Source organism: Streptomyces sp. NBC_00080, from assembly GCF_045041255.1.
In the GTDB taxonomy this organism is placed as follows: domain Bacteria; phylum Actinomycetota; class Actinomycetes; order Streptomycetales; family Streptomycetaceae; genus Streptomyces; species Streptomyces coriariae.
In genome coordinates this window covers 3,961,936-3,975,580 of the sequence record NZ_CP108235.1, presented here as the reverse complement: position 1 = coordinate 3,975,580, position 13,645 = coordinate 3,961,936, and the positions used below count along the sequence as shown (strand labels likewise).

Sequence of the window (13,645 nt, the reverse complement as noted above, 5' to 3'; positions counted from 1 at the left end):
CCCGTCCTCACCCGGACGGCCCACACCCATGCCCGCAAGCACAAGGGAACTAGTGCCTCCCGCCTGGCGTTGACCAGTACGGGAAGGTGCACTGGATGTGACACCACGGCACAGTGCCACCGGACAACAGCAAGATCCGCAAGCAAAGGGTTCCCCTGCTGCACGACTTGGAGGGCGTACCGTGCACCGCCGGCACAACGGGCTCAGGACCGCAGTACTCCTCGGGGGACTGTCCGCACTCATCATCGTCATCGGCAGCTTCTTCGGCCGCATGGGGCTGGTCATCGCGGTCCTGATCGCACTCGGCACCAACGCGTACGCGTACTGGAACAGCGACAAACTGGCGCTACGCGCGATGCGTGCCCGCCCGGTGAGCGAGTTCGAGGCTCCCGCCCTGTACCGGATGGTCCGCGAGCTCTCCACCCAGGCCCGTCAGCCCATGCCCCGCCTGTACATCTCCCCGACCGAGGCACCCAACGCCTTCGCCACCGGCCGTAACCCGCGCAACGCCGCCGTGTGCTGTACGGACGGCATCCTGCGCCTCCTCGACGAGCGCGAACTGCGCGGCGTCATCGGCCACGAGCTCAGCCACGTCTACAACCGGGACATCCTCATCTCCTCGGTCGCCGGAGCGCTCGCCTCCGTGATCATGTTCCTGGTCAACTTCGCCTGGCTGATCCCGATCGGCCGCTCGGACGACGACGACGGTCCCGGCATCCTCGGCATGCTCCTGATCATGATTCTCGGCCCGCTCGCCGCCAGCGTCATCCAACTCGCCATCAGCCGCTCCCGTGAGTACGAGGCGGACGCCTCGGGCGCGCAGCTCACCGGCGACCCGCTGGCCCTCGCGAGCGCGCTGCGCAAACTGGAGACGGGCACCAAGCAGCTTCCACTGCCCCCCGAGCCCCGCATCGAGACCGCGAGCCACATGATGATCGCGAATCCCTTCCGTCCGGGCCAGGGACTCTCCAAGATGTTCTCGACGCACCCGCCGATGGCGGACCGTATCGCCCGGCTCGAGAAAATGGCAGGTCGCCACCAGTGAAGACCATCCTGAACGTCATCTGGCTGATCCTGAGCGGATTCTGGCTGTTCCTCGCCTACCTGGCCGCGGGAGCGCTGCTCTGCATCACGATCATCGGCATTCCCTTCGGCATCGCCGCTTTCCGGATCGGTGTCTACGCCCTCTGGCCCTTCGGCTACACGACGATCGAGCGCCGTGACGCGGGCGCGCCCTCCTGCGTCGGCAACGTGCTCTGGCTGGTGCTCGCCGGCTGGTGGCTGGCCATCGGGCACATCGTCACCGGCCTGCTCCTCTGCCTGACCATCATCGGCATCCCGTTCGGCATCGCGAACTTCAAGCTGATTCCGGTCTCGCTGTTCCCGCTGGGCCGCGAAATCGTGCCCTCGGACCAGCCGTTCGCCTCGCGCTGACGGGCCGAGCCCCGAGCGGCTGGTTGGCCACGGCCCGACAGTAGCCGGGCGATCGCCTGCTCGACGGCGGCCCGCCGCTCGCCGGTTGTCCACAGGCGGTGGGTTTTCCACAGGCCGGCCCGGTTGTCAGTGGCGGCCTGCATCATGAACGCATGACCGAGAACGAGCAGTTGTGGGCAAGGGTGGCGGCCAAGGCGGCCACCACCCGCCCCTGGGGTTGGCCGTCGCTCCCCGACCCCGTGGACGCGGCCACCGTGGCCCGTGCCGAGGCCGCACTCGGCTTCCGCCTGCCGCCGCTGCTCGCCGACCTCTACCTGCGTATAGGGGACGGAGGATTCGGCCCGGAGTACGGCCTGCTGCCCCTGCTCGACAGCTCTCCGTCCGGTGAACCCGCCGCCGTCGCCCAGTACCTCGCCAACCGCGCAAGCGGTCGCGAGGACCCCGACTGGCCCTGGCCCGAGGGCGTCCTGCCGATATCCCACTGGGGCTGCGCGATGTACGCGTGCGTGGACTGCCGTTCCCCGCAGGCGACGGTCCTGCTCTTCGAACCGAACCCCGGCGACCCCGACCACGCCTGGTTCGTCGACGCCCCCAGCCTCACAGCCTGGCTGCACGCCTGGCTCGACGGCACAGGCTGGTACGACAGCCTGAACGACGACCTGGAACCGACCCCCTGGACCGAGTTCCGCATACGCACGGCGGCGACCGGGGCGACGACGCCGTAGCGGCTGCTGCCGCAGCCTGTTGTCGCCCGCCGTTGCCCGCGCACCCGTCACCTGGGCACCCGTTGCCTGGGCACCCGCCCGTCGCCGTCCGACGCGGCCCGCCGTCGCTGTCGTCCGGCTACCGCACGTCCGCCCAGCGCCGCCGTACCCCGTAAGCGAGCGCGCCCACCGTCAGCACTCCCGCCCCCACGACCACCGAGGTCCTCGGCAGTGCGAACGCGAGCACCACACAGCCCAGGAGCCCCACCGCGGGCAGCATCCGCTTCGCCGGGGCCGGATCGAGCGTCCAGGCCGACGCGTTGGCCACCGCGTAGTACGTCAGCACGCCGAAGGAGGAGAACCCGATCGCGCCCCGGACATCCACCGTGGCGGCCAGGACCGCGACCACCGCGCCCACGATGAGCTCGGCCCGGTGCGGTACCTGGAAGCGCGGGTGGACGGCGGCCAGGGCGCCGGGCAGATGCCGGTCCCGGGCCATGGCCAGCGTCGTGCGCGAGACGCCCAGAATGAGGGCGAGGAGCGAGCCCAGCGCCGCCACCGCTGCCCCGATCCGTACCACCGGCACCAGCCCGGGCGCCCCCGCCGCCCGCACCGCCTCGGCCAGCGGCGCCCCGGCCCTTCCGAGATCGCCCGGCCCCAGCACGGAGAGGACGGCGACCGTCACGCACGCGTAGACGACCAGAGCGATCCCCAGGGCCAGGGGGATCGCGCGCGGGATGGTGCGGGCCGGGTCACGCACCTCCTCGCCCAGGGTCGCGATGCGGGCGTACCCGGCGAAGGCGAAGAACAGCAGACCGGCGGCCGTCAGCACCCCGCCGACACCCCCGGAGACCCCGACGTCCAGCCGCCCGTCGTCGGACGCTCCGGACCCCAGGCACACGACCACCACGCAAGCGAGGACCGCCAGGACCACCGCCACGATCGCCCGCGTCAGCCAGGCCGACTTCTGGACGCCGCCGTAGTTCACCGCGGTCAGCGCCACCACGGCCGCGACCGCCACGGCGTGCGCCTGCGCCGGCCAGACGTAGGCACCGACCGTCAGAGCCATCGCCGCACAGGAGGCCGTCTTCCCGACCACGAACGACCAGCCCGCCAGATACCCCCAGAACGAGCCGAGCCGCTCGCGCCCGTACACGTAGGTGCCGCCCGAGGCCGGATACAGGGCGGCGAGTCGCGCCGACGACATGGCGTTGCAGTAGGCGACCAGCGCGGCGAGCGCGAGTCCGAGCAGCAGTCCGGAGCCAGCGGCCTGCGCGGCGGGAGCGAGTGCCGCGAAGATGCCGGCACCGATCATCGAGCCGAGCCCGATCACCACGGCGTCGCCGAGGCCGAGCGTCCGCCGCAGTTCGGCGCGCGATCCGGACTGTGTCATGGACCGCACCCTACTGATCGACGGAACCACCGGGTGTCGTGGTGACGTCGTCCTCATTGATACGACCCGAACTCGCGATCGATACGACCCGAACTCGCGTGCGACGCAGGGCGCGGGGTGCGACGCAAACGAGCACAGCCCGTCCGGAGCGAGCGACATCACAGTGTCCGGACAGCGCGGGCACAGCACGGAAGGGCAGGTTCAGGACATGAGCATCATCAGCTGGATCATCCTGGGGTTGTTGGCCGGAGTCATCGCCAAGGTCCTGCTGCCGGGCCGCGACCCGGGCGGCTTCATCGGCACGACCCTCATCGGCGTCGCGGGCGCGTTCATCGGCGGCTGGATATCGGCCCGCTGGCTGGACCACCCCATCACCAAGGACTTCTACGACGGCGCGACCTGGGCCGCGGCGATCGGCGGTTCACTGGTGCTGTTGATCGTCTATCGCCTGCTGTTCGGCAACTCACGCGACTGAGCACCTCCGCGGCGGACCGAACGAGAAGGGTGGGCGCCCCACGGGCGCCCACCCTTGCTCGTAGCTGTCCGGCTCGCGTCTGTCCGGCTCGTGTCCGTCCGGCCGACTACCGGTAGTTCACGAACTGCAGAGCGAAGTCGAAGTCCTGGCCCTTGAGCAGGGTGATGACGGTCTGGAGGTCGTCGCGGCTCTTGGAGCTGACCCGCAGTTCCTCGCCCTGCACCTGGGCCTTCACGCCCTTGGGGCCCTCGTCGCGGATGAGCTTCGCGACCTTCTTCGCGTTGTCCTGGGAGATGCCCTCCTTGATCTCCGCGAAGAGCTTGTACTCCTTGCCGGAGAGCTGGGGCTCGCCCGCCTCCAGCGCCTTGAGAGAGATCCCGCGCTTGATCAGCTTGGACTGGAAGACGTCGAGGACGGCGTTGACCCGGTCCTCGGAGTTCGCCTCCATCAGGATCTTGTCGCCGGACCACGAGATCGAGGCACCGACGCCCTTGAAGTCGTAGCGCTGCGAGATTTCCTTGCCGGCCTGGTTGAGGGCGTTGTCGACCTCCTGCCGCTCGACCTTCGAGACGATGTCGAAACTGGAGTCGGCCATGTCCTGTGGCTCCTTGTATCGGGGTGCGTGTCGGGTGCGTATCGGCGTACGTGGGGGCGACCGCCGAGCCCGGCGTGATCCCGGGCCGCATCCGCACAAGCCTAGTCATCCCACCCGCTCCGGGCGGTGAGGAATCAGGTGGCGAAGCACCCCTGGGCATCGGGTATCGTTTACGTCGTTGCCAGGGAGCACCGCCGAAAAGCGGTTCGAACAGGCGGCAAACCCGGCGGTGTGCCCGAGCGGCCAAAGGGAGCAGACTGTAAATCTGCCGGCTCAGCCTTCCCAGGTTCGAATCCTGGCGCCGCCACGCTGAGAACGAAGGGCCCGTGACCTGCTTACACAGCAGGTCACGGGCCCTTCGTCATGCGCTCTGGCGAGCGGGCCCGGTGGACAGCGCGGCGTGGCGAAGATCATATGGACGCCCGGCCGACGTCGATTCGAAGTGGCGGAGTGCGCGATCGCTGTTGTTCCGGAGCTCAACCGGTCACACGTGAACGGCTCGTGACCTGTGCACCCATCTGGCACGTCAGCACGATGGTGGTGCTCTCTTTCGATGCGCCTACCAATCCTTGGGGGAACAGTGCGCAAGATCGGTCTTGTCATCGCGACCGGCGTCGCCGGCGTCGCCGTCTTCATGGGGTCCGGCTCGGCCCAGGCCCTCACCTTCAACAACGACGCCTGCCTGGATCTTCGACAGGTCCAGGTCTGCGAGAACCACACGCTCTACCGGTTCGTCCAGCCGGCGGGCCCGTCACTGAACCCGTGCGGCATGCCGTGGCAGGCCGTGCGCGCCGGCACCTGCTGAGCCGCGTCACCGTCCGACAGCAGACAGCAGACAGCAGTCAGCAGTCAGCAGTCAGCAGTCAGCAGACAGCAGACGCCGCCGACCGGGGCCGTTCGGCTCCTGGTGTCGCCGTGCTGACAGCGGGAACCCCTCCGAACTGCGCATACGCAGCGCGGAGGGGCTTCTTCGTGTGCGGGGGACAGGGGAACAGGGAGACACCGGGGCGGCGGCGCCCCGCCTCACTTCCCTTCGGCGGGGTCTTCCGGCGGTTCGGAGACCTCCGGAGAGGGGGTCTTCGCCGCTCTTTTCACCTCTGCCTCGATGTCGTTGCGTGGTCTGTTCTCGTCCTTGGCGTGTTCGGTCACCGCGGCCTGTACGTCCCGGGCGAGGTCGCGCCAGGCGCGCCAGGCGGTTTCGTAGGTGTCGGTCTGGATCTCCGGCCAGGGGGTGGCCGTGGGTGCGCCGTACGTGTCCCGCAGCGCTTCGACCCTCGCGTGTGCCTCGTCGGCCGCGCGTTGCTTCTCCACGAGTTCCTCGAAGGTATGTGCCACGTGTACGGATGCTAGGGAGGTGATCGCACTTCCGCGCGGCGAGCGGCGCGCGTCCCGCCGTGGGGTACCCGCGTGGCCCACTGGGGCAGACTGACGGCATGTCCAGCGCGTCCAGTCGTCGTAGAACCTGCCCCGTGTGCCGTCGCGAGATCGCCGTCGTCGCCGGACGGTTCGCCCGGCACGACCCGCCGGGGGCGCGCGGGACCGGGGAGCTCGTCTCCTGCCCCGGCTCGCGCAGTGCGGCACAACTGGGCGCGGCCCAGCCGTCGTTGGACGGTTATGTGGTCCCGGATTTTCCGGGACAGCTGCCGCTCTTCTAGGGCTTCCAGGGTTTCTAGGGCTTCCAGGGTTTCTAGGGCTTCCAGGGTTCTGGCGTTCCGGTCGTTCAGGGCCTGGTCCTTCGGGGCGCCATCCGACGCACGACGTCGCTCAGTTGCCCGCCACCGCCCTGACCGCCACCGGCACCGGTGTCGAGCCGCTGATGAGTTCCAGGGTGAGGCCGGATGTCGCCGGGGTGTCCAGCAGTTCGGCCAGCACGGTGGCCACGTCGTCTCGTGGGACGGAGCCGCGGCCCGTGTGGGCCTCCAGGCGGACCAGACCGGTGCCGGCGTCGTTCGTGAGCGTGCCGGGCCGCAGGATCGTCCAGCCTAGGGAGTCCAGGCCCTGCACGTGCGCGTCCGCCTCGCCCTTGGCGCGCAGGTAGACGTCGAAGACCTCGTCACCCTGGTGATCGGGATCCGCGCCCATGGACGAGACGACCACGAGGCGCCGTACGCCCGCCCGGACCGCCGCGTCCGCGAACAGGACCGCCGCGCCCTTGTCCACGGTTTCCTTGCGGCCCACTCCGCTGCCCGGGCCGGCACCCGCCGCGAACACCGCCGCGTCCGCACCCCGCAGCCGCTCCGCGACCGCTTCGACGGACGCCGACTCCAGGTCCAGGACGACCGGTTCGGCGCCGGCCGCCCGCAGGTCGTCGCCCTGCTCCGCCTTGCGGATGATCCCCGCGACCGCGTCCCCGCGCGCGGCGAGCAGACGCTCCAGCCGCAGCGCGATCTGACCATGACCACCAGCGATGACAATGCGCATGCTTCCGACCGTACGCCCGGACACCCGCATCCGCCGCATGACCTCACCCGGGTCCCGGCTCAACTCGCGGGCCCGCCCACGCCGTCCTACGACAGCTGTCCCCGTCCCTGTCTCGGCAGGCCCCACTCGGGGGCGGCTGTCGAGCTGCGGTACTCGCGGACCGCGCTCGTGCGGGCCACGACGCGGCCCTGGTGGATCACGATCCTGCTGTACGCCAGGGACAGGGCGCCCGCCAGCCGGTCGCCGCGGACGGCCAGGAGGTCGGCCGGGAAGCCCGCCTCCACGCGGACCTCGGGGAGGCCCAGCGCGGCTCGCGCGGACGTGCTCACGGCGTCGTACGCGTCCTCGGCGCGCAGGCCGTGACGGGAGGCGAGCAGGTAGGCCGCCTCCAGGGGGTCGCCGCGGCCGACCGGGTTGGAGACGTCCCGCAACGCCCCGCTGCCCGCGGCGATCCGGACGCCGGCCGCGCGCAACAGCCGTACGGGTGCCGCGTCCCGGTGGTCGACGGTGCCGCAGCCGCCCTGGGGGAGGCAGACCACCGTCACGCCGGCGGCGGCGAGTTGGTCGACGGTGCGGGTGGCCGTATCGGCGGGGAGGTCGTCGAGGCCGCCGCAGGGGCTCAGGGTGACGCCGGGGCGCAGACCGCCGGCCATCGCGGCGAGGCGGGCGAGGCGGGCCGGGTCGGCGGCGTCGGTGTGCAGGTCGACGGGGCAGCCGTGCTCGGAGGCGACCTCCAGGACGGTCTCCACGTAGCCCGTCGGATCGGGGTCCAGGTCCGGGCAGCCGCCCACCACGGAGGCGCCCATCTTCACCGCGTCCCGCAGCATTGCGAGCCCGTCCGCCCCGGCCGCCCCGGTCAGTACCCGAGGCATCGCCACCGTCGTCAGTTCGGCGAGCCCGCGCAGCGAACGCCGGGCCCGCAGTACGGCGGCCAGCGCGCCGAGGCCCTGGACGTCGCCCACGTGCACATGGGCGCGCAGCGCCGTCGCGCCGTGGCCCAGTTGCAGCAACGCGGCCTCCGTGGCACGGCGCTGGACGTCCTCGGGGGCGTACGAGACCGGGCCGTCCGCATCGGCCGTGAGCGCGGTGTCGGCGTGCGCGTGCGGCTCGGCGGGGGCGGGGAGCAGGAGGTAGCCGCCGAGGTCCACGCGCGTGCCGCCACGGACGGGGCCGGTCGTCAGGCTGCCCGCAGTGCCGACCGCCTCGATACGCCCGCGGCCCAGCCGTACGTCCACGGTCCGGCCGTCCGTCAGCCGCGCACCGCTCAGCAGGAGGGCGGCCGGGTCCGGAGAACCTCCCGCGGCGCCGGACGAGGACGACGGCCAAGGGGGCGGCTGCGGCTGGCTGTCGGGCATCGCACTCCAGGGGCTCGGCTCGGGACTGCGCGGGGACGCGGGTGACGCGCGGTCGCGGGGACGCAAGATCACGCAGAGTGAGTCGAGCCTAGGACGGCGTTTCGGCGCCGGCGGGGAGGAGCGCAATAGTCGTACCGGTGTGGTCCGGCGTGCGGGAGGGGCCCGGGAGGCCGCTGGGACCTTGGGAATCGGGCCTCCGGTCGGTCCGGGAGGGCCTCGCGAAACGGATTTGGGTGAACGGCTGCGGACCGTGTAATGTCTTCATCGCTCGCCCCAATAGCTCAGTCGGTAGAGCGTCTCCATGGTAAGGAGAAGGTCTACGGTTCGATTCCGTATTGGGGCTCTGGTGGGTGAGGTTCCCGTCGCAAGGCGGGACCTGATCCCATCAAAGCGGTGTAGCTCAGTCGGTAGAGCAAGCGGCTCATAATCGCTGTGTCACCGGTTCAAGTCCGGTCACCGCTACTGACAGTAGCCGATTGTGGGGTCGGTCCTTCGATCGGCTACTCTTTCATGCGTTATATGTCCCATCCGTTCGTCAAGGAGCACTCCTGTGGCTGCCACCGACGTCCGCCCGAAGATCACGCTGGCCTGCGTGGAGTGCAAGGAGCGGAACTACATCACCAAGAAGAACCGGCGTAACAACCCGGACCGACTGGAGATGAAGAAGCACTGCCCGCGTTGCAATGCGCACACCGCGCACCGCGAAACGCGATAAATCAGGCTCGTATGCGAGGCCGTCCCCGAGTGATCGGGGGCGGCCTCGTGTCGTTGAGCGACCCGTACCGGTCAGTAGAGCAACGCTGAGCGGTACGGCACCAAGCAGTGGAACAGCAGAGCAGCGGAGCAACCAGGAGGTGCCGAGGCCATGGCGCTCGATCAGTCCTTCGTCGGGCGGACCTACCCGCCCACCGATCCCTACGAGGTCGGTCGGGAGAAGATCCGCGAGTTCGCCGAGGCCGTGGGCGACGCCAACCCGGCGTACACCGACCCGGAGGCCGCCAAGGCGCTCGGGTACGCCGATGTGATCGCGCCGCCGACCTTCGTGTTCTCGATCACCTTCAAGGCGGCGGCACAGGTCGTCCAGGACCCTCGGCTGGGCCTCGACTACAGCCGGGTGGTGCACGGCGACCAGAAGTTCGCCTACCGGCGCCCGGTGCGCGCCGGTGACCGGCTCACGGTCACCTCGACCATCGAGGCGGTCAAGTCCATGGCCGGCAACGACATCCTGGACATCCGGGGCGAGGTCCGCGACGAGAGCGGCGAGCACGTCGTGACCGCCTGGACCAAGCTCGTCGCCCGCGCGGCGGAGCCGGCGGAATCCGCGGACGTCACGGACGGGAAGGCGTGAGGAATCGATGACGGCGAAGATCGCTTACGACGACGTCGAGGTCGGCACCGAACTGCCGTCCCGGTCCTTCCCCGTGAACCGCGCCACGCTGGTGCAGTACGCGGGTGCCTCCGGGGACTTCAACCCCATCCACTGGAACGAGAAGTTCGCCAAGGAGGTGGGCCTGCCGGACGTCATCGCGCACGGCATGTTCACCATGGCCGAGGCGGTCCGCGTCGTCACCGACTGGATCGGCGACCCGGGCGCGGTCGTCGACTACGGCGTTCGCTTCACGAAGCCCGTCGTCGTCCCGAACGACGACCAGGGTGCCGTGATCGAGGTCACCGGCAAGGTGGGCGCCAAGCTCGACGACAACACCGTGCGGGTCGACCTGACCGTGACCAGCGGCGGGCTGAAGGTCCTCGGGATGTCCCGGGCGGTCGTACGGCTGGCCTGATCCGAGGCGGCACACACGACGTAAGGGGCGCCCTCCAGGGAGAGGCGCCCCTTACGCGTTGCCGGGTCTTGACTTAGTTAGTGATTGAGCACTAACTTGAGCGCATGGTCAGGATGAGCGCAGACGAGAGGCGCGAGAGCGTCATCCGCGCGGCGACGAGTGAGTTCGCCCGGGGTGGCTATCACGGCACCTCCACCGAGGCGATCGCCAGGCGCGTGGGTGTCTCGCAGCCGTATCTCTTCCGGCTCTTCGCGGGCAAGAAAGCGATCTTCCTCGCGGCCTCCGAGCGCTGCATGGACGACACCGTCCGCACGTTCGAGGAGGCCGCCAGGGGGCTGGAGGGCGAAGAAGCCCTGCACGCCATGGCGAACGCGTACACCAGGGTCATCGCGGAGCAGCCCGAACGGCTGATGATGCAGATGCAGACGTATGTCGCGGTGGCCGCCGCGGAGGCGGAGGGCGACCACGGCTTCGGGGAGGCCGTGCGCGCAGGGTGGATGCGGCTCTGGGACACCGTCCATGTGCCCCTGGGTGCCGACGTGAACGAGACGACGACCTTCATGGCGTACGGCATGCTCGTCAACTGCCTGGTGGCCATGGGGTTCGCGCCCGGAGACCGGGTCTGGGAGGGGATGTATCCCTCGGCTCGGATCAAGGGCCGGCTGGAGAAGTAGCGCGGGCGGCGGGTTCGCCGTCGCCATTGAAGGGCGCCTTTTCATGGGCGCAAAAGTTAGTCATCAATTACTAACCGAAGACCACCCGCTGGGGGAGCGATGTCAGAGCAGACCGCACGTCGCGGGGGAGCAGTCTGGGCCCTCGTCATCACCAGCGTCGCCGGGTTCATGGCGGCCCTCGACAACCTCGTCGTCACCACCGCCCTGCCGTCCATCCGCGAGGATCTCGGCGGCGGTCTGGGCGACCTGGAATGGACCGTGAGCGCCTACACGCTCACCTTCGCCGTGCTGCTGATGTTCGGCGCGGCGCTCGGCGACCGGTTCGGCCGCCGGCGGATGTTCCTCGCCGGGCTCACCGTCTTCACCGCCGCCTCCGCCGCCGCGGCCATGGCCCCCGGCATCGGCTCCCTCATCGCCGCCCGCGCGGTCCAGGGTGTCGGCGCGGCCGTCATGATGCCGCTGACACTCACCCTCCTCACGGCCGCCGTGCCCGCCGCCAAGCGCGGAATGGCCTACGGCATCTGGGGCGCGGTCAACGGACTCGCGGTCGCCTCCGGGCCGCTCATCGGCGGCAGCCTCACCGAACACGTGTCCTGGCACTGGATCTTCTGGCTGAACGTTCCGCTGGGCCTCGCCCTGCTGCCGCTCGCCCGGCTGCGCCTCGCCGAGTCCTACGGCACCGGTGCCCCGCTCGACTTCCCCGGCACCCTGCTCGCCAGCGGCGGCCTCTTCGGACTCGTCTACGGCCTGGTGCGCGGGCCGGCCGACGGCTGGACCAGCCCGCTCGTGCTGACCGGCCTGTTCGCGGGCGCCGTCCTGCTCGTCGGGTTCGTCCTGCACGGGCTGCGGGCCAAGAACCCCATGCTGCCGATGCGCCTCTTCCGGTCCCGGGCCTTCGCCGGGATCAACGCCGCGAGCCTGCTGATGTTCCTCGGGATGTTCGGCTCGATCTTCCTGCTCAGCCAGTACATGCAGGGCGTCCTCGGCTACTCGCCCACCGAGGCGGGCCTCAGGATGCTGCCGTGGACCGGTATGCCGATGCTCGTCGCACCGATCGCCGGCATCCTCTCCGACCGCGTCGGAGGCCGGCCGGTCGTCGCCACCGGGCTCTTCCTCCAGGCCGCCGGTCTCGGCTGGATGGCCGCCGTGGCGACCGTCGACGCCTCCTACGCCGTCCAGCTGCCCGGCCTGATAGTCAGCGGCATCGGCATGGCGCTGTTCTTCGCCCCGGCCTCCAACCTGGTGATGTCCAGCGTCCGCCCGCAGGAGCAGGGGATCGCCTCCGGCGCCAACAACGCGCTGCGGGAGGTCGGCGGGGCCCTCGGTATCGCGATCATGTCGTCGATCTTCGCGGCGCAGGGCGGCTACGAGTCCGGCCAGACCTTCGTCGACGGGCTGCGGCCCGCGCTGGTCACGGGCGCGGCGGTGGTGGCCCTCGCCGGGTTCGCCACCCTGCTGATACCGGCCCGGCGGCGAACGGACCTCGTGGCGACGGAATCCGGGGCGGGTCCTCAGAAGGGTCCTGACGCGGACTCCGAGGCGGCGCCCGTTCCGGAGCCCGCCGCCCGCTGAGACACACGGCACACGAAGAGCCCGGATACGTCCGGCACGCGCGCGTACGGTCCCGTCCACCTCGGCGGGGCCGTACGCGCGTGCCGTCACCGGCGAGGGGCGGCTGGAGCGGGCTGTCGAGGGCCGGGCGGGCGGGGCTGTCGGTGGTGTCTCGTAGGCTGGGGCGCGTGCAGGAACTCCACGATGCCCCGCTCGCCCCGCTGACCACCTTCCGACTGGGCGGTCCCGCCACCAGGCTGGTGACCGCGACGACCGACGCCGAGGTGATCACAGCCGTACGCGAGGCCGACGCCGACGGCACGCCGCTGCTGATCGTCGGCGGCGGCTCGAACCTCGTCATCGGCGACAAGGGCTTCGAGGGCACCGCCCTGCGCATCGCCACGCGCGGCTGCGAACTCGTCGGGACACGGCTGGAGCTGGCCGCGGGCGAGATCTGGACCGACGCGGTCGCCCGTACCGTGGAGGCCGGACTGGCCGGCGTCGAGTGCCTGGCCGGCATCCCCGGCTCGGCGGGCGCGACCCCGATCCAGAACGTCGGGGCGTACGGCCAGGAGGTCTCCACGACGATCACCGAGGTGATCGCGTACGACCGCCGGGCGGGCGAGACGGTCACGCTCACCAACGGGGAGTGCGCCTTCTCCTACCGGCACAGCCGCTTCAAGGCCGACCCCGAGCGCTATGTCGTCCTGCGCGTCCGGTTCGCCCTCGAGGACGCGGACGGGCTGTCGGCGCCCCTGAAGTACGCCGAGACGGCACGCGCGCTGGGCGTCGAGCCCGGGGACCGGGTGCCGCTCGCCGAGGCCCGCGAGACCGTGCTGAAGCTGCGCGCCGGGAAGGGAATGGTCCTCGACCCGGAGGACCACGACACCTGGTCGGCCGGCTCCTTCTTCACCAACCCGATCCTCACCGACGCCGATTTCGCCGCGTTCCACGCGCGCGTGAGGGAGCGGCTGGGCGACGGCGCGGAGCCGCCCGCCTACCCGGCGGGGGAGGGGCACACCAAGACCTCCGCGGCCTGGCTGATCGACAAGGCGGGCTTCACCAAGGGGTACGGCAGCGGGCCCGCCCGGATCTCCACCAAGCACACCCTCGCCCTCACCAACCGCGGCGCGGCCACCACGGAGGACCTGCTGGCGCTGGCCCGCGAGGTCGTGGCCGGGGTACGCGAGGCGTTCGGGGTCACGCTGGTCAACGAGCCGGTGATGGTCGGCGCCGGGCTCTAGGGCGCGTCCGAGGCG

At 70.6% G+C, this 13,645-nt stretch carries 17 protein-coding genes and 3 tRNA genes; 15 read left to right on the top strand and 5 right to left on the bottom strand.

Translation table 11 applies throughout. From position 1 onward, the window contains the following. The first annotated feature begins 181 nt into the window (after positions 1 to 181). The 3 genes from htpX (at position 182) to OHU34_RS17585 (ending at position 2,159) form a co-directional block, all read left to right on the top strand. The gene (htpX, locus tag OHU34_RS17595; protein WP_020130197.1) at positions 182 to 1,045 is read left to right on the top strand and encodes a zinc metalloprotease HtpX; all 864 of its coding nucleotides are present in this window, start codon (positions 182 to 184) and stop codon (positions 1,043 to 1,045) included. Then, a complete protein-coding gene (locus tag OHU34_RS17590; RefSeq protein WP_057602843.1) occupies positions 1,042 to 1,434 on the top strand; it encodes a YccF domain-containing protein in 393 nt (130 codons plus the stop codon). Before htpX ends, OHU34_RS17590 begins: the two co-directional genes overlap by 4 nt. A 152-nt stretch (positions 1,435 to 1,586) precedes the next feature. Then, complete coding sequence (locus OHU34_RS17585; RefSeq protein ID WP_405767112.1) at positions 1,587 to 2,159, top strand: SMI1/KNR4 family protein; 573 nt, start codon at positions 1,587 to 1,589, stop codon at positions 2,157 to 2,159. A gap of 118 nt (positions 2,160 to 2,277) precedes the next feature. On the opposite strand, the gene OHU34_RS17580 is transcribed toward OHU34_RS17585, so the two are convergent. Then, on the bottom strand, positions 2,278 to 3,531 hold the full coding sequence (locus OHU34_RS17580; protein WP_142265703.1) for an APC family permease: 1,254 nt from the start codon (positions 3,529 to 3,531) through the stop codon (positions 2,278 to 2,280). Between the two features lie 208 nt (positions 3,532 to 3,739). Here OHU34_RS17580 and OHU34_RS17575 point away from each other — a divergent pair, with 208 nt between their 5' ends. Continuing rightward, entirely contained in the window at positions 3,740 to 4,006 is a 267-nt protein-coding gene (locus tag OHU34_RS17575; protein ID WP_020132690.1) for a GlsB/YeaQ/YmgE family stress response membrane protein, read from the top strand. Between the two features lie 106 nt (positions 4,007 to 4,112). On the opposite strand, the gene OHU34_RS17570 is transcribed toward OHU34_RS17575, so the two are convergent. Continuing rightward, positions 4,113 to 4,601 (bottom strand): YajQ family cyclic di-GMP-binding protein, encoded by a 489-nt coding sequence (locus OHU34_RS17570; RefSeq protein ID WP_020132689.1) that lies wholly within the window; start codon positions 4,599 to 4,601, stop codon positions 4,113 to 4,115. Between the two features lie 225 nt (positions 4,602 to 4,826). Here OHU34_RS17570 and OHU34_RS17565 point away from each other — a divergent pair. Together OHU34_RS17565 and OHU34_RS17560 are read left to right on the top strand one after the other, a co-directional pair. Next, positions 4,827 to 4,908, top strand: a tRNA-Tyr gene (locus OHU34_RS17565). Between the two features lie 273 nt (positions 4,909 to 5,181). Next, complete coding sequence (locus tag OHU34_RS17560) at positions 5,182 to 5,406, top strand: hypothetical protein (RefSeq protein ID WP_142265704.1); 225 nt, start codon at positions 5,182 to 5,184, stop codon at positions 5,404 to 5,406. Between the two features lie 218 nt (positions 5,407 to 5,624). Here OHU34_RS17560 and OHU34_RS17555 read toward each other — a convergent pair whose 3' ends face one another. Next, complete coding sequence (locus tag OHU34_RS17555) at positions 5,625 to 5,936, bottom strand: hypothetical protein (protein WP_230194913.1); 312 nt, start codon at positions 5,934 to 5,936, stop codon at positions 5,625 to 5,627. A 98-nt stretch (positions 5,937 to 6,034) separates the two neighbouring features. On the opposite strand from OHU34_RS17555, the gene OHU34_RS17550 reads away from it, so the two are divergent. Next, on the top strand, positions 6,035 to 6,256 hold the full coding sequence (locus tag OHU34_RS17550) for a hypothetical protein (protein ID WP_230194912.1): 222 nt from the start codon (positions 6,035 to 6,037) through the stop codon (positions 6,254 to 6,256). 109 nt (positions 6,257 to 6,365) lie between these two features. Here the strand turns inward: OHU34_RS17550 and OHU34_RS17545 are convergent, their stop codons facing one another. After that, positions 6,366 to 7,022 (bottom strand): SDR family oxidoreductase, encoded by a 657-nt coding sequence (locus OHU34_RS17545; protein ID WP_230194911.1) that lies wholly within the window; start codon positions 7,020 to 7,022, stop codon positions 6,366 to 6,368. Positions 7,023 to 7,108: 86 nt separating this feature from the next. After that, positions 7,109 to 8,377, bottom strand: a complete 1,269-nt coding sequence (locus OHU34_RS17540; RefSeq protein ID WP_142265708.1) for a hydrolase — start codon at positions 8,375 to 8,377, stop codon at positions 7,109 to 7,111. A gap of 270 nt (positions 8,378 to 8,647) precedes the next feature. On the opposite strand from OHU34_RS17540, the gene OHU34_RS17535 reads away from it, so the two are divergent. From OHU34_RS17535 to OHU34_RS17500, 8 genes are all read left to right on the top strand, one after another. Then, positions 8,648 to 8,720, top strand: a tRNA-Thr gene (locus OHU34_RS17535). Between the two features lie 46 nt (positions 8,721 to 8,766). Beyond that, positions 8,767 to 8,839 (top strand) — tRNA-Met (locus tag OHU34_RS17530). 88 nt (positions 8,840 to 8,927) lie between these two features. Next, positions 8,928 to 9,092: a 50S ribosomal protein L33 gene (gene rpmG, locus OHU34_RS17525; RefSeq protein ID WP_003948671.1), complete on the top strand. Its 165-nt coding sequence runs from the start codon at positions 8,928 to 8,930 to the stop codon at positions 9,090 to 9,092. Positions 9,093 to 9,242: 150 nt separating this feature from the next. Beyond that, complete coding sequence (locus OHU34_RS17520) at positions 9,243 to 9,725, top strand: MaoC family dehydratase N-terminal domain-containing protein (RefSeq protein WP_142265709.1); 483 nt, start codon at positions 9,243 to 9,245, stop codon at positions 9,723 to 9,725. Positions 9,726 to 9,732: 7 nt separating this feature from the next. Beyond that, positions 9,733 to 10,161 (top strand): MaoC family dehydratase, encoded by a 429-nt coding sequence (locus OHU34_RS17515; protein WP_405767107.1) that lies wholly within the window; start codon positions 9,733 to 9,735, stop codon positions 10,159 to 10,161. 104 nt (positions 10,162 to 10,265) lie between these two features. Beyond that, a complete protein-coding gene (locus OHU34_RS17510) occupies positions 10,266 to 10,835 on the top strand; it encodes a TetR/AcrR family transcriptional regulator (RefSeq protein WP_020132682.1) in 570 nt (189 codons plus the stop codon). A gap of 99 nt (positions 10,836 to 10,934) precedes the next feature. Continuing rightward, positions 10,935 to 12,407, top strand: a complete 1,473-nt coding sequence (locus OHU34_RS17505; protein WP_142265712.1) for a DHA2 family efflux MFS transporter permease subunit — start codon at positions 10,935 to 10,937, stop codon at positions 12,405 to 12,407. A gap of 167 nt (positions 12,408 to 12,574) precedes the next feature. After that, complete coding sequence (locus tag OHU34_RS17500) at positions 12,575 to 13,630, top strand: UDP-N-acetylmuramate dehydrogenase (protein WP_405767103.1); 1,056 nt, start codon at positions 12,575 to 12,577, stop codon at positions 13,628 to 13,630. Positions 13,631 to 13,645: the final 15 nt, after the last annotated feature.